Origin of the sequence: Sinomonas cellulolyticus (genome assembly GCF_014656475.1) — a bacterium.
GTDB classification, from domain to species: Bacteria; Actinomycetota; Actinomycetes; order Actinomycetales; family Micrococcaceae; genus Sinomonas; species Sinomonas cellulolyticus.
Genome location: NZ_BNCM01000001.1, coordinates 331,876 through 351,458, shown reverse-complemented (window position 1 = coordinate 351,458; position 19,583 = coordinate 331,876). Strand labels below are relative to the sequence as shown.

Annotated in this window: 19 protein-coding genes; 6 read left to right on the top strand and 13 right to left on the bottom strand. The window is 71.4% G+C overall.

Translation table 11 applies throughout. The features are described from left to right. Positions 1–8 precede the first annotated feature (8 nt). The 4 genes from IE231_RS01620 to IE231_RS01605 all read left to right on the top strand — a co-directional run bounded on the left by IE231_RS01620 (position 9) and on the right by IE231_RS01605 (position 3,908). Positions 9–830 carry an ECF transporter S component gene (locus tag IE231_RS01620; protein WP_189692166.1) on the top strand — a complete coding sequence of 274 codons (822 nt, stop codon included), beginning with the start codon at positions 9–11 and terminating at the stop codon, positions 828–830. Between the two features lie 94 nt (positions 831–924). Beyond that, positions 925–1,638: an energy-coupling factor transporter transmembrane component T gene (locus IE231_RS01615; RefSeq protein WP_229866420.1), complete on the top strand. Its 714-nt coding sequence runs from the start codon at positions 925–927 to the stop codon at positions 1,636–1,638. Then, positions 1,635–3,155, top strand: coding sequence for an ABC transporter ATP-binding protein (locus IE231_RS01610; RefSeq protein WP_189692165.1), 1,521 nt, complete (start codon positions 1,635–1,637; stop codon positions 3,153–3,155). Before IE231_RS01615 ends, IE231_RS01610 begins: the two co-directional genes overlap by 4 nt. 138 nt (positions 3,156–3,293) lie before the next feature. Further along, positions 3,294–3,908 (top strand): hypothetical protein, encoded by a 615-nt coding sequence (locus IE231_RS01605; protein WP_189692164.1) that lies wholly within the window; start codon positions 3,294–3,296, stop codon positions 3,906–3,908. Positions 3,909–3,998: 90 nt separating this feature from the next. On the opposite strand, the gene IE231_RS01600 is transcribed toward IE231_RS01605, so the two are convergent. The 10 genes from IE231_RS01600 to IE231_RS01555 form a co-directional block, all read right to left on the bottom strand. Then, positions 3,999–6,155 carry a 3-hydroxyacyl-CoA dehydrogenase NAD-binding domain-containing protein gene (locus IE231_RS01600; RefSeq protein WP_189692163.1) on the bottom strand — a complete coding sequence of 719 codons (2,157 nt, stop codon included), beginning with the start codon at positions 6,153–6,155 and terminating at the stop codon, positions 3,999–4,001. Between the two features lie 8 nt (positions 6,156–6,163). After that, positions 6,164–7,378, bottom strand: coding sequence for a thiolase family protein (locus IE231_RS01595; RefSeq protein ID WP_189692162.1), 1,215 nt, complete (start codon positions 7,376–7,378; stop codon positions 6,164–6,166). Positions 7,379–7,514: 136 nt separating this feature from the next. After that, entirely contained in the window at positions 7,515–8,900 is a 1,386-nt protein-coding gene (locus tag IE231_RS01590) for an HRDC domain-containing protein (RefSeq protein WP_189692161.1), read from the bottom strand. Positions 8,901–8,943: 43 nt separating this feature from the next. Next, on the bottom strand, positions 8,944–9,534 hold the full coding sequence (locus IE231_RS01585; RefSeq protein ID WP_189692160.1) for a DUF3000 domain-containing protein: 591 nt from the start codon (positions 9,532–9,534) through the stop codon (positions 8,944–8,946). A gap of 81 nt (positions 9,535–9,615) precedes the next feature. Then, on the bottom strand, positions 9,616–10,068 hold the full coding sequence (locus tag IE231_RS01580; protein ID WP_229866419.1) for a hypothetical protein: 453 nt from the start codon (positions 10,066–10,068) through the stop codon (positions 9,616–9,618). 91 nt (positions 10,069–10,159) lie between these two features. Then, complete coding sequence (locus IE231_RS01575; RefSeq protein WP_189692305.1) at positions 10,160–11,200, bottom strand: threonine aldolase family protein; 1,041 nt, start codon at positions 11,198–11,200, stop codon at positions 10,160–10,162. Positions 11,201–11,305: 105 nt separating this feature from the next. Further along, positions 11,306–12,103 carry an SDR family NAD(P)-dependent oxidoreductase gene (locus IE231_RS01570; RefSeq protein ID WP_189692159.1) on the bottom strand — a complete coding sequence of 266 codons (798 nt, stop codon included), beginning with the start codon at positions 12,101–12,103 and terminating at the stop codon, positions 11,306–11,308. Further along, positions 12,100–13,482, bottom strand: a complete 1,383-nt coding sequence (locus tag IE231_RS01565; RefSeq protein ID WP_374189397.1) for a DUF6421 family protein — start codon at positions 13,480–13,482, stop codon at positions 12,100–12,102. The genes IE231_RS01570 and IE231_RS01565 overlap by 4 nt, the downstream gene beginning before the upstream one ends. A 255-nt stretch (positions 13,483–13,737) precedes the next feature. Continuing rightward, a complete protein-coding gene (gene msrB, locus IE231_RS01560) occupies positions 13,738–14,175 on the bottom strand; it encodes a peptide-methionine (R)-S-oxide reductase MsrB (RefSeq protein WP_189692157.1) in 438 nt (145 codons plus the stop codon). A 14-nt stretch (positions 14,176–14,189) separates the two neighbouring features. After that, the gene (locus tag IE231_RS01555; protein ID WP_189692156.1) at positions 14,190–14,678 is read right to left on the bottom strand and encodes a hypothetical protein; all 489 of its coding nucleotides are present in this window, start codon (positions 14,676–14,678) and stop codon (positions 14,190–14,192) included. A gap of 77 nt (positions 14,679–14,755) precedes the next feature. Here IE231_RS01555 and IE231_RS01550 point away from each other — a divergent pair, with 77 nt between their 5' ends. Further along, the gene (locus IE231_RS01550) at positions 14,756–16,036 is read left to right on the top strand and encodes an alpha/beta hydrolase family protein (RefSeq protein WP_374189389.1); all 1,281 of its coding nucleotides are present in this window, start codon (positions 14,756–14,758) and stop codon (positions 16,034–16,036) included. Here IE231_RS01550 and ybaK read toward each other — a convergent pair. From ybaK to IE231_RS01535, 3 genes are all read right to left on the bottom strand, one after another. Next, positions 16,033–16,551: a Cys-tRNA(Pro) deacylase gene (gene ybaK / locus IE231_RS01545; protein WP_189692154.1), complete on the bottom strand. Its 519-nt coding sequence runs from the start codon at positions 16,549–16,551 to the stop codon at positions 16,033–16,035. The two genes, IE231_RS01550 and ybaK, sit on opposite strands and share 4 nt — an antisense overlap. A gap of 1 nt (position 16,552) precedes the next feature. After that, positions 16,553–17,026, bottom strand: coding sequence for a SufE family protein (locus IE231_RS01540; RefSeq protein ID WP_189692153.1), 474 nt, complete (start codon positions 17,024–17,026; stop codon positions 16,553–16,555). 329 nt (positions 17,027–17,355) lie between these two features. Continuing rightward, positions 17,356–18,270 carry a sulfurtransferase gene (locus IE231_RS01535; protein ID WP_189692152.1) on the bottom strand — a complete coding sequence of 305 codons (915 nt, stop codon included), beginning with the start codon at positions 18,268–18,270 and terminating at the stop codon, positions 17,356–17,358. 264 nt (positions 18,271–18,534) lie between these two features. On the opposite strand from IE231_RS01535, the gene zapE reads away from it, so the two are divergent. After that, positions 18,535–19,569 carry a cell division protein ZapE gene (gene zapE, locus IE231_RS01530; RefSeq protein ID WP_189692151.1) on the top strand — a complete coding sequence of 345 codons (1,035 nt, stop codon included), beginning with the start codon at positions 18,535–18,537 and terminating at the stop codon, positions 19,567–19,569. The last annotated feature ends 14 nt before the right edge of the window (positions 19,570–19,583 follow it).

Here is a 19,583-nt window from a genome sequence, read left to right as displayed (position 1 = left end):
CCCCGGCCATGTCGCACCCCCTGACAGAAGACGCCCCGCGCCGCTCGCCCCTGAGGACCGTACTCATCGTCCTGGGCGCCGCGGCCATCGTCGCCACCTTCCTCTACCTCGTCCTCACGTCTCCCGCCGAGCCGGTCGACGAGCCCTCGGCGGCAGCGGCCCTCGTGGCACTGACGGGATACGGACTCGCGGCCGTTCTCCTCTTCGCGGGCATCCTCCCGACCCTTCCCACCACCACGCTCGCCCTCATCCCCGTGGCGCTCGTGCTGAACATCGTGCTGGGCCAGTTCGTCGGGACCGCCCTCGTGCCGATCTACCTCGACTCGATCGGGACCGTTCTCGTCGGATTCCTCGCCGGTCCGGCCGCCGGGGCAGCCACCGGACTGCTCAGCACGATTGTGTGGAGCTTCTTCAACCCGACCCTCATCCCCTTCGCCGCCGGGGCCGCCGTGATCGGCGCGCTCGCCGGCCTCACGGCCCGCATCGGCGCGGTCAGGCGCTTCTGGTGGATTCCGGTCGCCGGCCTCGTGACGGGTGGCGTGGCGGCGGTGATCGGATCGAGCGTGGCGGTCGCCGTCTTCGGGGGCACGTCGACCGGTGCCACCGGGGCCGTCATCGCCTTCTTCCGCGCCACGGGGGACTCGCTCGTGGATGCGGTCGTGAAGGGCTCCTTCTTCTCGGACCTCTGGGACAAGCCGGTGACCTTCACGGCAGCAGCACTCCTCGCCTTCGTGCTTCCGCGCCGCGTGACGCAGCGCTTCGAGTTCGTCCGACGCTACCGCGTGCTTCCCGAGAGGAAGCAGGACGCCGAGGCGGCGCCAGCTGTCTGACCATCCGGCTCCTCCTGCGAGGCGCACGGCCGCACGGCGCACGGCCGCACGGCTCAATCCGCTCACCGGCCTCGCCCTTGCTGCGACCGGAGCCGTGGCCTGCCTCGCGTGGACCCACTGGGCAGTCTGGGCGGCCGCCATCGCACTCGCGGCGGCCGCCTCTGCACGGGCGGGCACCCTCCGGCGCGTGGCAGCGGCGGCGTCGGTCGTCGTGGTGCCCTTCGCCCTGTGGGCGTTCGGCATCCATGGCCTCTTCTTCCCCGAGGGAACCACGGTGCTCGCGGTGTGGGGTCCCGCACGCGTCACCGCCGAGGGGCTCGCGTACGCCGGCGCCTTCGTGCTGAGGACGGCCGCACTCGTGGCGGTCATGCTCGCCTTCTCGGTGTGGGTCGACGTCGGTGTGCTCCGGACCGCGCTGATCCGGCGCGGAGTTCCCTCGTCCCTCGGATACGTCCTGGCCTCGGCGCTCGGCCTCGCCGCTGCGGTGACCGAGCGCCTGCGCCGGATCCGCGAGGCCCAGGAGGCTCGCGGGCTCGTGGTCCGGCAGGGGCCCGGCGGACGCGTCCTCGCGGCGCGCCTGCAGATCCTGCCGCTCGTCCTCGCGCTCGTCGACGAGGCCGGCGAGCGCGCCACGGCCCTCGACGCCCGCGGCCAGACGCTCCCCGGCCCGCGCACGGCCTACCTGGACGAGCCGGACTCCCGGGCCCAGCGCGGCCTCCGCTGGACGCTCGTGGCCGCGGGGGTGCTCATCGCCGGATCCGTCGTGCTGCCGGCCCTCGTCCGCGTGGCCTCGGGAGGTGCCGGATGAGCGCTGGAAGGGCGGTGCTCACGGCCCACGTGGCGAGCTTCTCGTACGACGGCGCCACGCCCCTCCTCCGCGACATCCGCCTCGCGCTCGGGGAGGGCTCCCTGACGGCCATCCTGGGCGCCTCCGGGAGCGGCACGTCGACCCTCGCGAAGATCCTGGCAGGCTGGGCGGTGGCCCCCGGGCGCGGGCGCTTCGAGGGGCACCTCGGGCTCGGCCCGGAAGCCCCCGGAGCGCGTCTGACGTTCCGCGGCCGGCCCGACGATCCGCGTCTGAGCCTCGGTGCCTGGGGACAGCACGTGGCGTATGTGCCGCAGCGCGCAGCCGACCTCCTCACGGGCGCCGCCGTGAGCGTCGGCGAGGAACTCGCCTTCGCCCTCGAGCAGCGCGCCGTGCCGCGCGGTCCGATGCGGGAGCGTGTCCGGGAGGCGGCCTGCGCCGTGGGTCTCGGCGACCATCTTGAGCGCGACCCTTCGAGGCTCTCGGGCGGTGAGCAGCGCCGCCTTGCCCTGGCGTGCGCGATCGTCGGCAGACCGTCCGTCCTCGTCCTCGACGATCCCTCGGCATCGCTGGACGGCTCGGGCCGGATGGCGCTGGGGAGCCTGATCGACGGTCTGAGGGCGGAGGGCGTCGCGGTCGTCGTCGCAGGCGCCTGCGCGGACAGGCTTGCCCGGAGCGCGGACGAGGCGATCCTGCTCGACGGCGGCACGGCCGCCGCCGAGGGCACGCCGGAGGCCGTATTCGCAACGGAGGCGTTCGCGCGCTCGGGCGTCCTCCCAACCGACCCGGCCGATGAGGACGGTGTACCCCTCGCCACTGCCGCCGTCGGCCACGCCCGTGGAACCATCACGCTCGCGAGGCTCGAAAGGGTCAGCTTCTCGTACCCGGGGTCCGCGTCGCGGGTCCTTGACGGGGCGGACCTCGAGGTCCGCGCGGGCGAGGTGCTCGCGCTCACGGGCCCCAACGGTGCCGGGAAGTCGACCGCGCTGCGGCACCTCGCGGGCCTGGCCAGGGCGGCCGGAGGACGCGTCCTCGTCGCGGGGGCGGACATCGCCGGGATGCCGGCGGGACGCGTCGCGGCCGCGGTGGGGACCCTCTTCCAGGAGCCGCGGGACCAGCTCTTCGAGCGCACGGCCGCGAGGGAGGTCGCATTCGGCCTGCGGCTGCGGGTCCCGGGGAGCATCCGGCTCGGCAGGACTGCCGCGCGCACGCGTGCCGGCGAGGCGCTGGAGGCCGTCGGGCTCGCCGGATCCGCCGGAACCCACCCGTACGACCTCTCCGCCTCGGGCCAGCGCCTCCTGGCCCTCGCCACGGTCCTTGCCCGGGCGCCGCGCGTGCTGCTGCTGGACGAGCCCACCGTGGGCCTCGACCGCCACGGCCTGGCCCGGCTCGAGGCCGTGGTGGCGGCTGCCGCCGAGGGGGGCGCCGCCGTCGTGCTCTCCACCCATGCCCTCGGCTGGGCGCGCCTCCATGCGCACCGCGTCCTGTCCCTCAAGGAGGGCAGGTTCGCCCCGGCGTGAGACGCCGTCCGGCTGTGAGACTCGGCGTCAGGGGTGCTCCGGCCCCGCAGGGGAAGGACCTGCATATCGGGTAGGGTCGGATCGCCGGGCCAGCGGCTGCCCCTGAGGCTGCCCACCGGATGACACGGAGGAGGACGAGTGCGCGGTGCGTGGGACCGGTGGGAGGGCTTCTGGGTGGCAGGTACGCGGCGCGGGGCCGTCCGCCGGGCGTTCGACGGCGAGGTGCTCACCACGCGCGTGGCCTTCGAGGACGGCTCCGGCGCGCTCTTCACCTCCGAGTCCCTCCTCCGGCTCAGCCGGGACGGACGGACGTGGGAGGCGTTCCTCTACCGGCAGGAGCCAGGCGGCGTGACCGCAGGATCGTGGCGCGAGGATGCAGGCCTCGAGGCGGACACCCTCCCTGCCAGCGGGGAGTACCTGCTCGTCTCGCAGCTCGCCTCCACACGCCGGGAGGCGGCGTCCTACCACCGGGTCGAGGAGACCGCGCCGGAGGAGCCCCCAGCACCCGCCGAGATCCGCAGGCTCCCGGCGGAGACGGTGGATCTCCCGGACGGGCGCATGCTCCGGGCCGAGCGGTTCGATGCCACCGCCGGCGGCATGCGCGTGGCCAGCTACTGGACGCACGAGGGCGCCGTGGTCCGCAGCGCGTGGGCCGGGGCCCTCTCCTTTGCCAGCACCTCGGGCGCCGAGGTGTGCGACGGCGTCGACCCCCGGCTCGGCGCGTTCCTCGAGAAGGGCTTCCCGCCGAGCTGAGGCACCCGGCACACGCGCTGGACGTGCGGAGGCACCGCAGGCTCAGCCTGCGGTGCCTCCCGCCTTCGCGCCGTGGTCCCCGGCGTCTCCTCAGTCCTCGGGGTGGAAGGGCTTGCCATTGACCCGCTGGGACGCGCCGACCCTGTCCAGGTACGGCGTGATGCCTCCGAGGTGCATGGGCCAGCCTGCGCCGAGGATCATGCAGAGGTCGACGTCCTCGGGGCCTGCGACGACCCCCTCCTCGAGCAGGAGTCCGATCTCCTCAGCGAGCGCGTCCTGGCACCGGATGAGGACCTCCTCGGCACTCGAGGGCGTGCCGTCGAAGTGCAGGAGCGCCTGGGTCGTCGCCGGGACCTCGTGCGCGCCGTCGGCGGTGGGCGCCCAGAGCCCTGTGATCCCGGAGTCGATGAGCGCCTGCTGGTTCGCCGAGACGTGGAATCGGTCGCCGAAGGCCGCGCGGAGCGATTCGGCCACGTGCTGGGCGACCGGCAGGCCCACCATCGAGGCGAGCGTGAACGGCGTCATGGGCAGTCCCATCGGCGCGAGGGCGGTGTCCGCGACGTCCGCGGGGGTGCCTTCGTCGAACGCAGCCGTGACCTCCCCCATGAGCCTCAGCAGCACGCGGTTGACCACGAAGGCTGCGGCGTCCTTGACGAGGACGCCAGTCTTCTTCAGGCCCTTGGCCAGGACGAACGCTGTCGCCAGCACCGCCTCGTCCGTCTGTGGGACCCGAACGATCTCGACGAGCGGCATGACGGCCACGGGGTTGAAGAAGTGGAAGCCGATGACGCGCTCTGCGTGGGCAAGGTCCGCTGCCATCGCCGTGACGGACAGTGAGGATGTGTTCGTGGCCAGGATGCACTCCGGCTTCACCACCGCCTCGACCTCGGCGAGCACCTGCTTCTTGACGGACAGCTCCTCGAACACGGCCTCGATGACGAAGTCGGCGTCGGCGAACTCGTCCTTGGAGACCGAGCCGCTCACGAGGCCCTTGGTGCGGTTCGCGGCGTCGTGTGAGATCCTGCCCTTGGCCGCGAGCTTGTCTACCTCGGCGTGGACGTAGCCCACGCCCTTGTCCACGCGGGCCTGGTCGATGTCTGTCATGACGACCGGAACCTTGAGCTGGCGGGCGAACAGGAGCGCGAGTTGGCTCGCCATGAGCCCGGCGCCCACAACGCCGACCTTGGTGACGGGCCGGGCCAGCCGGGGATCCGGCGCGCCGGCCGGCCGCTTGGCCCGCTTCTGGGTGAGGTCCAGGAAGGCGTAGACGGTGTCGCGGAACTGCGGGGTCTGCATGAGCTCCGTGAGCGCCTCGACCTCGAGCGCTGCGGATTCCTTCTGGGTCGCCGTTGCGCCTGCCTCGAACACGTCGAGGACCTTGCCGGGCGCGGGGGCGGCGTTCGAGGTCTTCGCGGCGACGAAGGCGCGGGCGGCTGCGGCCGCGGAGGCCCACCGCTCGGCGGCCGTCGGGTCGGTCAGTGGCTCGACGGCATGCGGGCGCTCGACGGCGGTGTCCCCGCGCAGCACCGAGGCGGCCCACTGGAGCGACTGCTCGAGGAAGTCGGCGGGCTCGAACAGTGCATCGGCGATGCCGAGCCCGAAGGCCTGTGCGCCGCCGAGGGTCCGGTTGTTGTTCAGCGGATTCTCGATCATGACCTTCAGCGCGGCCTCGGGGCCGATGAGGCGCGGCAGGCGCCCGACGCCGCCCCAGCCCGGGACGAGGCCTATGAAGGCTTCGGGCAGTCCGATGCCTGCGGCTCCCGACGAGACCGTCCGGTAGTCGCAGGCGAGCGCGATCTCGAGGCCGCCGCCGAGTGCCACGCCATTGATGAACGCGAAGGTGGGCACGCCGAGGCCGCCCGCGAGGAGGTCGTATGCGGCGTGGCCGAGGCGCGCCATCTGCTTGCCCGCCGCGGGGTCGCGGAGGGTCTTGACAGTCGAGAGGTCCGCACCGGCCACGAGGAAGTAGGGCTTGCCGGTGATGGCGACGGCGTCGATCTCGCCGGCAGCCGCGCGGGCCTTCAGGCCCTCGAGGGCGGTGCCGAGCTCGATGAGCGTGTTCGGCCCGAGGGTGGTCGGCTTCGTGTGGTCTAGGCCGTTGTCGAGCGTGAGGAGTGCGAGCCGGATGGGCGGAGCGCCGGGGGCGGCGGCCAGGACGACATCCTGGACGAGGGAGTGCGTGACGATCTCGTGCGGCACCTGTGAGGCGAGGCCTGCGAACGCGTCGAAGGGGGAGTCGGACGTCATGGCGGTGTTCACTCGCCCTTCCGGTAGTCGGGGTGATGGGGGTTCTCCCAGATGACCGTGCCGCCCATGCCGAGCCCGATGCACATGGTGGTCATGCCGAACCTGACGGAGGGGTCCTCGGCGAACTGGCGGGCCAGCTGGGTCATGAGGCGCACTCCCGAGGAGGCGAGGGGATGCCCCACGGCGATCGCGCCGCCGTAGCGGTTGACGCGGGGGTCATCGTCGGCGATGCCGAAGTGGTCGAGGAAGCTCAGGACCTGGACGGCGAAGGCCTCGTTGATCTCGAAGAGGCCGATGTCCGTGATCGACAGTCCGGCCTTCGCGAGCGCCTTCTCGGTGGCAGGCACGGGCCCGATGCCCATGACCTCGGGTTCGACCCCGGCGAACGCGAACGAGACCAGGCGCATCTTGGGGGCGAGCCCGAGCTCCTCGGCCGTCTCCGCTGAGGTGAGCAGGCACGCCGTCGCGCCGTCGTTGAGCCCGGCGGCGTTGCCTGCGGTCACGCGGCCGTGAGCGCGGAACGGCGTGCGCAGGCCTGCCAGGTCCTCGACGGTGGTGCCCGGGCGGGGCGGCTCGTCCACGGTTGCGAGGCCGAAGCCCTCGCCGGGGCGCCGGGTCGCGACGGGCACAAGATCCGGCTGGATCTTCCCGTCCTCGTACGCCGCGGCCAGCTTCGCCTGGGACGCCACGGCGTAGGCGTCGGCCCGCTCCTTGGTGATGGCCGGGAAGCGGTCGTGCAGGTTCTCGGCCGTGTTGCCCATGTTCAGCGCGGCAGGGTCCACGAGGCGTTCGGACATGAAGCGGGGGTTCGGGTCGGCCCCGGCTCCCATCGGATGGTTGCCCATGTGCTCGACGCCGCCGGCGATCACTACGTCGTAGGCCCCGACGCCGATGCCGCTCGCTGTGGTGGTCACCGCCGTCATGGCGCCGGCGCACATGCGGTCGATCGCGAAGCCGGGGACGGTGCGGGGCAGGCCCGCGAGGAGTGCCGCGGTGCGTCCGATCGTGAGGCCCTGATCGCCTGTCTGGGTCGTTGCGGCAATCGAGACCTCGTCGACGCGGCCGGAGGGGAGGGAGGGGTTGCGGCGCAGCAGCTCACGGATGGTCTTCACCACGAGGTCGTCGGCGCGGGTGCCGTGGTAGATCCCCTTCTCACCGGCTTTGCCGAACGGGGTGCGGACGCCGTCGACGAAGACGACGTCCCGGACATGCCTGCTGGACATGGGCGGCTCCTTGCGTGGGTGACGGGCGGATGAGGTGCCCTCTGCGACCGATGTTACTTGTGAGTAACTTACTGTGCAATGGGGTGCCATCCCGCGCACGGGTCCCCGCGTGCGGGGAAAGGGCAGGGACCGCGGCCTAGGAGTCGTGGGGTGCCGGCTCACCGGCAGGAGCGCTGTCGGCTCCGTGGCCCTTGCGCGCGGCAAGCGGTTCCGGGTGCTTGAAGGCCTCCAGGAGCGTGGGGCCGACGAGGCCGATCTGCCACTCGCGGGCGCCCAGTGCTCTGAGGGCGGCAGCAAGCGACTCCGCTGTGAGGGGCTCCGGGGGACGCCAGGCGACTCGGCGCAGGTGGTCGGGCGTCAGCAGGTTCTCGGTGGGCATTGACAGGGAATCGGCGAGCGCGGCGACACGGGGGCGGGCCGTCTTGAACCGCGCCGCAGCCGCAGGGTCGCGGTCGTCCCACACACGAGGCGGCGGAGGCCCGGAGCTGGGCAGATGCAGGGGCGGGAGCTCGTCGTCGGGCAGGTTCCGCGCCGTCATGATGGCGCGGAGCCACCGGGGTGCCTCGCGCTGCGCCGCACGTCCGTGGAAGCCCCTGGTCGTGAGCAGCTGCGGCACGGTCGTGGGCATCGCGCGGGCGACCGCGACAAGCGCTGAATCGGGGACGAGCTTGCCCGGGGCGATGTCCCGGGCCTGGGCCAAGGCGTCCCGCTCGAGCCAGAGTTCCCGCACGGCGGCAAGCTGCCTCCGGTCACGGATCTGGTGCACCCCGGAGGTCCGGCGCCACGGATCGACGCGCGGAGCCGGTACTCCCGCCGCGAGGACGGCGGCGAACTCCTCCTCGGCGAAGCCGAGCTTCCCTTGGGCCTCGAGGAGTTCGGCCAGCTCGTCGCGCAGTTCGACGAGCACCTCGACGTCGAGCGCGGCGTATCGGAGCCACGGTTCCGGCAGGGGCCTCGTGGACCAGTCTGCGGCGGAGTGCTCCTTGGCCAGGCTGTAGCCGAGCATCTGCTCGACCACGGCGGCGAGGCCGACCCGTGGCAGGCCGGCCAGACGTGCGGCGAGTTCGGTGTCGAAGAGCCGGTCGGGCCACATGTCCAGCTCGGCCAGGCAGGGGAGGTCCTGGGTGGCGGCGTGGATGATCCACTCGACCCCTGACAGGGCCGCATTGACGATGGAGAGGCTCTCGAACGGCTCGGGGTCGATCAGCCACGTTCCGGCGCCCTCGCGGCGTATCTGGACGAGGAAGGCCCGCTGCCCGTAGCGGAACCCGGAGGCTCTCTCGGCATCGACTCCGGCAGGGCCTGTCCCCGCTGCGAGGGCGGCGGCGGCCCGCTCAAGACCCTCCTGGGTCGAGATCACGAGCGGAATGCCGTCACGTGGTTCCTCGAGCTCCACGACCGCGGGAATGGGCTCCGCGAAGCCCTCGACCATGATGCTCGGCGCGGGCGGAGAAGCCTCGGGCCCCTCCTGGGGCGCGCTGCCCGCTCCTTTCGCGGACTGGTCCTCGGGCTGTGCGGTCATGATTCCGCCAGTCTAGCGCCGCCGGTCGGGCCGCCGGGCCCAGTCAGCGGGTCTCCTGGCCTCGGCGGCGCCGGGGGAGGACGGCGACGCCGGCGGGCAGCGGTGGGACTCCGGCAAACGTCGCGACCATGTCGCACCAGGCGTCGAGGTGCGAGCTGAGCTCGGGGCCCGTGGGTGTCCACGAGGCGCGCAGTTCGATGTCGATCGTGTCGGGGCGGCCGGCGAGGGTCCCAAAGCTCTCGGACAGGACGCGGGTGGCCGTGCCACCCGCGGCGACACGGTCCGCGTGGTGCTTCTCGAGCGACTCGACGAGCCACGTCCACGCCACCGATCCGAGCAGGGCGTCATTGCCCATCTCGGGTTCCAGCTGGGCGCGGATGTACGTCACGACGCGGAACGTTCCCTCCCACACAGCCGGCGGCTCCGGGTCGTAGAGGAGGATGAAGCGGCCCTTCGCGAGTTCCTCCTCGCCCTCGCAGATCTCGGCCTCGAGGGCCACGGCGTACGGGGCCAGCCGTGCGGGTGCCGGGATCTCCTCGAGGTGCAGGCCCGAGGGCCGGGAGGCACCCGCGGCACCCCGCATCGAGCGGAGGGCTGCGGAGAACTCCGCGGGCAGCTGTGCTAACGCGGTCACAGTTCACAGGCTACGCTGGCGCCCCGTGCCCTCGGGGGAGCGGCACGCCGCGACCCGGGCGCCGCGAGGGGCGGCGGCCGCTCAGACTCTGCGGGACTCGATGCGGGCAGCTGCGAGGAGGGTCCGGACGTACAGCGCGGCGGTGACGGCGAACCCCACGGACATGGCGAACGAGAGCCAGTCGTTGCCGGTCATCATCGTGCCCAGGCCCGCGAGGAAGGTGAGCACGACGACGGCCAGCGCCCAGACCGCCGTCGTGCTCTCGACGTCGAGCCTGCGGGCGGCCGTCAGGACGCGGATGCCCACGACGACGAGCCCGAGCCCCACGAGCGCATGCAGGCCGAGGACGATCCCGGCCGCGATCCGCGCACCCCCCGCGGCGTCCTCAGGCGAGCCGAAAAGGTTGGCGCCCATGCCGAGCAGGAACTGCGCGCCGAGGGCGCTGAGGGCTTCGAGGGACCGGCGGAGCAGGACGACGGAGTCGAGAGCCGTTGGCGTGGACATGGTGACCTCATTCGCGCGTGCCGATGTCATGAGTCCATGCTGCGCGTCTGGGGCCCCGGCAGTCGTGCCCCCGCAGGAGTAGATCCCGCTACTCCCGCGGAAGCACGGGGCCGTGCGCCTCCTACCTTCCGAGTTCCTCGCGAAGCGCGGCGGCGAACCGGTCCACGTCGTCCTCGCTCGTGTCGAACGAGCACATCCACCGCACCTCGCGGCGCGCGGGATCCCAGTCGTAGAACCGGAACCGCTCGCGGAGCCGGTCCGCCACGCCGTCGGGCAGGATCGCGAAGACCCCGTTGGACTCGGTGGGCTGGGTGAGCTCGACGCCGTCGAGCCCCTCGACGGCGCTGCGGAGCCGTTGGGCCATGGCGTTCGCGTGGGCGGCCGAGCGAAGCCACAGCCCGCCTTCGAGAAGGGCGAGGAACTGGGCCGAGATGAAGCGCATCTTCGAGGCCAGCTGCATGTCCATCTTGCGCAGGTACTTCAGCGCGTGCGCGGTCTCGGGCGCGAGCGCCACCACGCACTCGCCGAAGAGCAGCCCATTCTTCGTCCCGCCGAAGGTGAGCACGTCAATCCCGGCATCGGACGTGAATGCGCGGACGTCGCTGCCGAGGCCCGCCGCGGCATTGGCAAGCCGCGCCCCGTCCATGTGGACCTTCATGCCGAGGGAGTGCGCGTGCTCCGCGATCGCCGTCACCTCCTCGGCCGTGTACCGGGTGCCCAGCTCGGTGGTCTGGGTGAGGGAGACCGCGAGCGGCTGCGCCCGATGCTCATCGCCCCATCCCCAGGCCTCCCTGTCGATGAGCTCGGGGGTCAGCTTGCCGTCCTCGGTGGGGACGGCAAGGAGTTTGAGGCCGCCCACGCGCTCCGGGGCACCGTTCTCGTCCACGTTGATGTGTGCCGTCGTTGCGCAGACCACGGCACCCCAGCGCGGTACGAGGGACTGGAGCGACACGACATTCGCACCGGTGCCGTTGAAGACCGGGAAGGACTCCGCGGACGCGCCGAAGAGGCCCTTCATGACGTCGCTGAGCCGCTCGGTGTACTCATCCTCGCCGTAGGAGACCTGGTGGCCGCCATTCGCCGCAGCCAGGGCGGCGAGGACCTCGGGGTGGACGCCCGAGTAGTTGTCCGAGGCGAAGCCGCGCACCGTGGGGTCGTGCAGAGGCCACCCTGCCGGCGAGCCGGACGGGGTGCCGGGAACGGACGGGGCAGGCGTGGAGAAGGAGGGGGAGGTCACTGTCAAAGTATTGCCTAACGGGTTGTCGTCTCAGGAGGTGAGGTCGATCCGCGAGCCGTTGAGCTCGGCCGCATCGCGCGAGAACAGGCCTGCGGCGTGGTCCGCGAGGACATCGACATGGGTGTAGCCGGTGAAGGCGCGCTCGGGGTTCTGCTCGCGCATCCCATCGTCGAGCAGTGCCTTGACGGCGAACACGACGGCGGCACTGGTCTGGGGGAGCGGGCCGCCGTCCTTCTCGGGCCGCTTCGACTGGCGCAGCGCGAGCCCCTGGGCCATGGACCGGGTCCACGCCTCGGCTGCGGCCTTGGCGGCCTGGTAGTTCGCGTTCGCGGCGCTCGGCCGCGCCAGGGTGTTCGTGGACACCATGGCGAAGCGTCCGCAGGGCGAGGACGCGATGTCCTCGAAGAAGGCGCGCGAGGTGTTGCGCAGCGTCGTGAAGGACCGCAGGAGGAACTCCCAGTCGGCGTCGCTCTGCTGCGCGAACGGCGCACCGCCGCGCCATCCCCCCACGAGGTGGACGACGCCGTCGACCGCGCCGAAGCGTTCCCGGACCTCCCGTGCGAGGGCCTGCGTCGCCGCGAAATCCGCGAGGTCGCAGACGTGCTGGGGCACTCCGGCTCCAGGGTCGCCGAACGCCTCGGCGAGGTGGTCGGCGCTGGATCCGACGGCAATCGGGACGGCACCGGCCGCGCGCAGGGCAGCCACCGCCGCGCGGCCCGAGGCCGAGGCGGCCCCCGCGACCACGACCGTGCTACGTGCTTCGGGACCCCGTGCACCGGCGGTCTGGGCTACGGGCTGCCCCGTGCCTGCGCTCGGCGCCTCTGTCATTCCGTGGCCTCGGGCAGGGCAGTATCGCCGGTGATGCCGGCGGTGGACTCGATGACTCCGCGCATCTTCTTCTCCAGTGCTTCGTAGAACATGGACAGCGGGAACTCGTCGTCCATCACCTGATCCGTGATCTCCCGCGCCGTCCCGGCCAGGGGCAGGGCGTCCGGCCCCTTGGCCCACACGGAGGCAGGGTGTGGCGTCACCGTCGAGGAGACGAGCTCGTACGCTGCGAGCCAGTGTGCCACCTTGGGCCGGTCGATGGAACGCCAGTAGAGCTCGTCGATCGCGTCGCCGAGCGCGCTGACCACCTCCGGGACCTGCGTCCAGTCGATCGCGAGCTTCGTGTCCGTCCAGTGGAGGACATGGTGCTGGTGCATCCATGCGAACAGGAGCTGGCCGCCCAGGCCGTCGTAGTTGCGCACACGGCCGCCGGTGATGGCGAAGCGGAAGATGCGGTCGAAGATCACGGCGTACTGCACGAGCTTCGCATGCCGGCGCGCCTCGGGAGCCGCCGTCTCGTCGCGCCCGATCTTCACGGACTCGCGGAACGCGGTGAGGTCGCAGCGCAGCTCCTCGAGGGAGTACAGGAAGAAGGGCATGCGCTGCTTGATCATGAACGGGTCGAACGGGAGGTCGCCGCGCATGTGGGTGCGGTCGTGGATCAGGTCCCACATGACGAAGGTCTCCTGGGCGAGCTTCTGGTCGGCGACGAGTTCGGCGGCGTCTGCGGGGAGCTCGAGGTTCGTGACCTTGGCGGCGGCGTTGAGGACGCGGCGGAAGCGGGCAGCCTCGCGGTCGGCGAAGATGGCGCCCCACGTGAAGGTGGGGATCTCGCGCATTGCCACCGTCTCGGGGAAGAGGACCGCCGAGTTGGTCGCGTATCCGGGGGTGAAGTCGAGGAAGCGGATCGGGACGAACAGCTTGTTGCTGTACTCGCCGGCCTCGAGCTCACCCACGAACTCCGGCCACACCACCTCGACGAGGACGGCTTCGACGAACCGGCTGCGGCTGCCGTTCTGGGTGTACATCGGGAACACCACGACGTGCTGCAGGCCGTCGACGCGGTGCTGCTGCGGCTGGAAGGCCATGAGCGAGTCGAGGAAGTCCGGCACGCCGAACCCGGAAGCCTCCCAGGCGCGGAAGTCGGCCTGGAGCAGGCGGAGGTACTCGTCGTCGTGCGGGAACCGGGGCGCCAGGGCGGCAACCCCCGCGATCACCGTGTCGACCAGCTGGGCGGCGCGGGCGTGGTGGGAAGGCTCGGGCACGGAGCCGTCCTGGGCCTGCAAGCCCTGGAACTCGATGGCGGCGGCCTTCAGGGCCAGCCAGGCGGGGTCCTGCTGGGCCGGGAGCTGGGGGTCGGACGCGATGGCGGGCGCCATGGCCTGTGCGGTCATCTCAGTCTCGCTTTCGTCTGCGGGATGGGCCGGCACCGTCGGGGGGAACCGCGGTGCCCTGCTTTCTCCGAAGCGTAGCGAGATGGCCGGGTGACTAGGTCTCAATCGGTCCGAGCATCAGCAAGACTATTGCTCGTCGGCGTCGCCAAGACGCGAGGCGGACGGGAGCTGATCCTCGGCGCTGCGTCCGCCCCGACCGGCAGCCGGGGTTTCCGGTGCCCCTCTCGGCTCTCCCTGGGATCAGTCTGCCTCCGGGACGAGGGTGAGCGAGATCGAATTGATGCAGTAGCGCTGATCCGTCGGGGTGTCGTAGCCCTCGCCCTCGAACACGTGCCCGAGGTGCGAGTCGCACGCGGCGCAGCGGACCTCGACCCGCTCCATGCCCAGGCTGCGGTCGTGGAGGTAGACCACCCGGTCCTCGGCGAGGGGTGCCCAGAAGGAGGGCCAGCCGCAGTGCGAGTCGAATTTCTCCTCGCTCGTGAAGAGCTCAGCGCCGCAGGCGCGGCAGCGGTAGGAACCCTTGACGTGGGAGTCCCAGTACTCGCCGGTGTAGGCACGCTCAGTGCCGGCCTGCCGGAGCACGCGGTATTCCTCCGGGGTGAGGGTCTCCCGCCATTCCTCGTCGGTCTTGCGGACCTTCGTCGTGGCGGGGTCAGGTGTGGAAGGCGTGGTGTCCATGACTGTTCCAACGCTCAGGAGTCGCCGATGAATCCCGTTCCGGCGTAGAGGTGAAGGACCGGGATGCCGAGCCTGCGCTGTGCCTGGTTGGCCCAATCGGTGTGGAAGGTGTCCTCGATCGCGTGGGGAAGGGTCACGACAACCGCCTGCTCTGCTCCACCGGCGGCCGCCTTGTCGGCGAGCGCCCGCACGGGATCGCCTTCGACGACGCTGCCGGTGACAGGGGCCCCGAGCCCCTCGAGTGCGGCGAGCGAGGTATCAAGGGCTGTCTGGGCGAGTGAACGCGCAATCTCAGGGCTCGGCCCACGGTCCGAGAGCCCCTCGACGGCCTTGCCGAACTCGAGCAGCGAGAGATGGTCGAGGAAATCCACCACCAGGCGGCGCTTGCGGCCGGCAGGCACGAGAACCTCGAGCCTGGACCCCTCGCTGAGGAGGCCCTCGACGGCCTTGCGCTCGCTCGGGCCCAGTGCGACTTCGGTCAGGATCAGGATCGGGGCGCTCATGGGGACAGACTATGGCAGGCGATGTGCCGTGGGGGAGAGGCATGGCGGCGCGGTTTCACCCGCGATCGTTTGCCACAATGGGTTCCATGCCCGCCCGAGAGAGCATCGAGCCCGCGCGCACGCCATGGCGCACTCCGCCGTCCGCCGCCGACGAGCCGCTGCCGCGCGCGCTGTGGGCCCTGGCCGGGGCTGGCGGCGCACTCGCTCTGACCTCGGCCGTCGCGGCCTCGAGCTCGGCGCTCGCGGCGTACTTCGCGCGCCGGGTGGTGACGCCCGAGCGGGTCAGGCCCGAGGACCAGGAGATCCTCGCCGTCCAGGGCGAGGGCCCGGAACGTCGGGTCATCCTCCGGGCCACCGAGGAAACCCGGGTGGACGGGGAGTACAGCCTCTTCTTCGACCGAGGGGCAGGGCACGTCCGCGTCGGCCGGCTCGTGGACTACAGCCCCGAGGAGTCCACGGTGACCCGCCCCGTCGTCTCCGAGTACTCGGGCGACCTCAGCAGGGCCGTCCGGGCCCGTTGGAGCGGCGTCGTCTACTCCACGCCCGCGGACCTCGGCCTCGAGTACGAGGACGTCACGCTCCCGCTCGACGTGGGCCCGGCGCCGGCGTGGCTCGTGCCCGCCAAGAAGGCGAAGGGCACGTGGGCGATCATGGTCCACGGCCGTGGGGCCACGCGGCAGGAGGGGCTCCGTGCGGTTCCCACGGCGCACTCCCTGGGCATGCCCAGCCTGCTCGTCTCCTACCGGAACGATGGGGACGCCCCCGCAACGCCGGATGGCCGGTACGGCCTGGGGATGACCGAATGGCGTGACGTGGAGGCTGCGATCCGCTATGCACTCGGCGCCGGAGCACGCGACGTGGTGCTCTTCGGATGGTCGATGGGCGGGGCGATCAGCCTCCGGACCGCGGACTCCTCGATGCTGCGAGAGTCCGTCCGTGGCCTCGTGCTCGACGCACCGGTCGTGGACTGGGTCGATGTGCTCGCCCATCAGGCGCACCTTAACCGCATCCCCTCCGGCGTCGGCCGCTTCGGCCAGCTGCTCCTCGGGCAGGCGTGGGGCCGAAGGCTCACCGGCCTCGCTGCCCCGCTCGACTTCAAGGCCATGGACTGGGTCGCGCGCGCCGTCGAGCTGCGCACTCCGACCCTCGTACTGCACAGCGTCGACGACGAGTTCGTGCCCGTCGGGCCCTCCCTCGAGCTCGCCAAGCGCAATCCCGAGATGGTGACGCTCGAGACGTTCCGGCATGCCCTGCACACCAAGGAGTGGAACGTCGACCCGCAGCGCTGGGACAACGCGGTGCGCTCGTGGCTCTCGGACGTGCTCGCACCGCGGCGAGCACCGGGCGGCGCGCGCTAGCTGCTGCCGAGGCGCGCGACGACGGCACCGGTCAGCCGCACGAGGTCGCCGGGGGCCAGCTCGAGGTCGAATCCCCGCCGTCCACCGGAGACGAGCACGGTCTCGTGCCCGAGCGCCGATTCGTCGACGGCGGTGGGGGAATGCTGGCGCTGTCCGAGGGGCGAGATTCCGCCGCGCACATAGCCGCTGCGCCGCTCCGCAGCGGCCGGATCTGCCATCGTTGCCTTCTTGGCGCCGAAGGCCGCTGCGGCCGCCTTGAGGTCCAGGCTTCCCGTGACAGGGACGACGGCGACGCACAGCTGGGTGCCCCCGCTGCCAGCCACCTCGACCATGAGCGTCTTGAACACCCGCTCGGGCTCCACGCCCAGTGCCTCTGCCGCTTCCAATCCGTAACTCGCCACCGACGGGTCATGGGAGTAGGTCCGGGCGGTGTACACCACCCCTGCGGCGTCGAGGGCCGTCGTGGCGGGAGTGCCCGGCCCCTGCCCGGAGCCCGGCCGCTGCTTCTTGGCCACGTCAGGCGCCCAGCTGGCACTCCCCGCGGACCTTGCGCTTGATACGCGCGAGCATCGCGGCCATGCCACGCATGCGCAGCGGGCTCACGAGGCGCGTCAGGCCCAGTTCCTCCGGCATGTCATCCGGCACCGCGAGGATCTCCTGCGCAGTCAGACCGTCGAGGCCCTCGTGGAGGACCGAAGCGAATCCGCGCGTCGTGGGCGCCTCGGCGGGGGCCGAGAAGTACAGACGGATCGCGGGGCCCGACTCTGCCGGCGCACCCGCCGCGGCAGGCTCCGTCTCGATCGTGATGAAGAGCGGCGACTGGCACTCCACCACCTGCTCGAGCATCTCAGGGTGGTCCCGGTAGCGCTCAGGCAGCTCGGGGAGTGCCTGGGAGAACTCGAGGAGGAGCTGGAGCCTGTCGCGTTCTTCGACGGCCTGGAAGTCTGTGACGATCTCCGCCAGTGCGGCGGGCAAAGTATTCGTGCTCATCCCTTCAAGCGTACGCGCAGGGCCCCGCCTCACGGCGCGCGTTCGCCGTGGGCAGGGCCCTGTGTGACCTTCCGTTGCGCCTCAGCTGAGCGGCCACGTCGCCCTCTCCGCCTCCTTGCACCGGGGGGCCAGCGTGCCGCGCCTCAGCTGAGCGGCCACGTCGCCCTCTCCGCCTCCTTGCACCGGGGGGCCAGCGTGCCGCGCCTCAGCTGAGCGGCCACGTCGCCCTATCCGCCTCCTTGCACCGGGGTGCCAGCGTGCCGCGCCTCAGCTGAGCGGCCACGTCGCCCTATCCGCCTCCTTGCACCGGGGTGCCAGCGTGCCGCGCCTCAGCTGAGCGGCCACGTCCCTCGGTCTTCACCCTTCACGATCGGAACCCGCACCGCATTCCCCCACTCTGTCCACGAGCCGTCGTAGTTGCGGACGGTGTCGAAGCCGAGGAGGTACTTCAGCGCGAACCAGGTGTGGCTCGAGCGCTCGCCGATGCGGCAGTACGCCACGACATCGTCCCCGGGAGCCAGGCCGGCCTCCCCGAGGTAGAGCGACTCCAGTTCCTCACGCGACTTGTAGGTCCCGTCCTCAGCCGCCGCGCGGCTCCAGGGGATGGAGGCAGCGGTGGGGATGTGGCCTCCGCGGAGCGCGCCCTCTTCAGGGTAGGCAGGCATGTGGGTGCGCTTGCCCGAGTACTCGTCCGCAGAGCGCACGTCGATGAGGGGCTTGCCGAGATGGGCGAGGACGTCGTCCTTGAACGCCCTGATGGGGGCGTCGTTGCGCTCGACGACGGGGTACTCGCCACGTGTGGGCGACGGCGCCTCAGTCGTGAGCTCACGGCCCTCGGCGATCCACTTGTCGCGGCCGCCGTCGAGCAGCCGGACGTCCTCGTGTCCGAACAGCGTGAAGACCCACAGTGCGTATGCGGCCCACCAGTTGGACTTGTCTCCGTAGATCACCACGGTCGTGTCACGGGAGATGCCCTTGGACGCCGCGAGCTCGGCGAAGGCAGGACCCTCGATGTAGTCGCGCGTGACGTCGTCGTTCAGATCGGTGTGCCAGTCGATCTTGACCGCTCCGGGAATGTGCCCGGTTTCGTACAGCAGCACATCCTCGTCGGACTCGACCACGGCGAGCTTCCCGCTCGCGAGTGCGCCGGACGAGAGCTGCTCGGCGAGCCACTCCGTGGAGACGAGTCGCTCAGGATGGGCATACGCGGCGAACTTCTCGCTGCTGTCAAGGGGGTAGCTCATGGGGTGCCTTTCGCTCGGCTGAGCCAGGGCGCGTGGCTGCCGGACGGGGGCAGGGGCCACGCTCCTGAGTGGTCTCTTCCAGCGTAGCCATCGGGCGGCCGGTGCGGGGCTGCCCCGACCGTGACCTGTCACGCAGCGCAACATGGCACACCTGCGCTGGGCCGCTGTGCTGCCTGTGGTGTTCGGCACACGCGAAGGGGTGATCGGGTGCCACCGCGATATGCTGGCCGGTGGCCCTGTGACCCCTCACCCCGGACGGAATCGTTGGCGACTGTCGAACACCTCACTACCCGCACGCCCCGAGTGTCCGTCGAGGAACTGCTCACCGGCCTGCACCCGTCGCCCCGCTTCGGTGAAGTCTCCTTCTCGAGCTACCGCCCCGATCCGGCCCAGCCGAGCCAGGCGGCAGCAGTCAAGGCGCTCGAGGCCTTCGCAGACGGAGTCGGCACGTCCAACGGAGGCCTGCTCTCCAGGATCTTCGGTTCCAAGCCCAAGACCCGCGCCGGGGTGTACCTCGATGGGGGCTTCGGAGTGGGGAAGACCCACCTCCTGGCCTCGCTCTGGCACTCAGTCCCTGGCCCCAAGGCCTTCGGGACGTTCGTCGAGTACACCAACCTGGTCGGCGCCCTCTCCTTCCGCAAGACGGTCGAAGCCCTGAGCTCGTACAAGCTCGTGTGCATCGACGAGTTCGAGCTCGACGACCCGGGCGATACGGTCCTCATGTCCCGACTCATGCGCGAGCTCGCCGACGCGGGGGTCAAGCTCGCCGCGACCTCGAACACGCTGCCCGGCTCCCTCGGCGAGGGCCGGTTCGCCGCCGTCGACTTCCAGCGCGAGATCCAGGTCCTGGCCGACCAGTTCGACGTCATCCGGATCGACGGCGAGGACTACCGCCATCGCGGCCTCCCGGCCGCGCCCGCCCCGCTGTCCAACGCCGAACTGGACGCGAGGATGAATGCGGAGTTCGACGGCGGCCTGGTTGCTGTCGACGACTTCGCGGCCCTGCTGAAGCACCTCGCGGGAGTCCATCCGAGCCGTTACCGCCAGCTCATCGATGGGGTCGACGGGATCGTGTGGAAGGACGTCCGCACGATCCAGCACCAGGCGACGGCGCTGCGCTTCGTCGTGCTCGCGGACCGCCTCTACGACAAGGACGTGCCGATCCTCGCGTCCGGGGTGCCGTTCGACGAGCTCTTCACGCCCGAGATGATGGCGGGCGGCTACATGAAGAAGTACTTCCGCGCAGTGTCACGCCTCACCGCTCTCGCGCGGGAGGCCCAGAGCCACGAGCCGTCCTGAAACGCCAAGTGCCG

Coding starts and splice junctions, on each gene's coding strand:
- IE231_RS01620 (WP_189692166.1), top strand. CDS start 9: ATGTCGCACCCCCTGACAGAAGACGCCCCGCGCCGCTCGCCCCTGAGG.
- IE231_RS01610 (WP_189692165.1), top strand. CDS start 1,635: ATGAGCGCTGGAAGGGCGGTGCTCACGGCCCACGTGGCGAGCTTCTCG.
- IE231_RS01600 (WP_189692163.1), bottom strand. CDS start 6,155: ATGACGTCCGACTCCCCCTTCGACGCGTTCGCAGGCCTCGCCTCACAG.
- IE231_RS01595 (WP_189692162.1), bottom strand. CDS start 7,378: ATGTCCAGCAGGCATGTCCGGGACGTCGTCTTCGTCGACGGCGTCCGC.
- IE231_RS01590 (WP_189692161.1), bottom strand. CDS start 8,900: ATGACCGCACAGCCCGAGGACCAGTCCGCGAAAGGAGCGGGCAGCGCG.
- IE231_RS01580 (WP_229866419.1), bottom strand. CDS start 10,068: ATGACATCGGCACGCGCGAATGAGGTCACCATGTCCACGCCAACGGCT.
- IE231_RS01570 (WP_189692159.1), bottom strand. CDS start 12,103: ATGACAGAGGCGCCGAGCGCAGGCACGGGGCAGCCCGTAGCCCAGACC.
- IE231_RS01565 (WP_374189397.1), bottom strand. CDS start 13,482: ATGGCGCCCGCCATCGCGTCCGACCCCCAGCTCCCGGCCCAGCAGGAC.
- msrB (WP_189692157.1), bottom strand. CDS start 14,175: ATGGACACCACGCCTTCCACACCTGACCCCGCCACGACGAAGGTCCGC.
- IE231_RS01555 (WP_189692156.1), bottom strand. CDS start 14,678: ATGAGCGCCCCGATCCTGATCCTGACCGAAGTCGCACTGGGCCCGAGC.
- IE231_RS01550 (WP_374189389.1), top strand. CDS start 14,756: ATGGGTTCCATGCCCGCCCGAGAGAGCATCGAGCCCGCGCGCACGCCA.
- IE231_RS01540 (WP_189692153.1), bottom strand. CDS start 17,026: ATGAGCACGAATACTTTGCCCGCCGCACTGGCGGAGATCGTCACAGAC.
- IE231_RS01535 (WP_189692152.1), bottom strand. CDS start 18,270: ATGAGCTACCCCCTTGACAGCAGCGAGAAGTTCGCCGCGTATGCCCAT.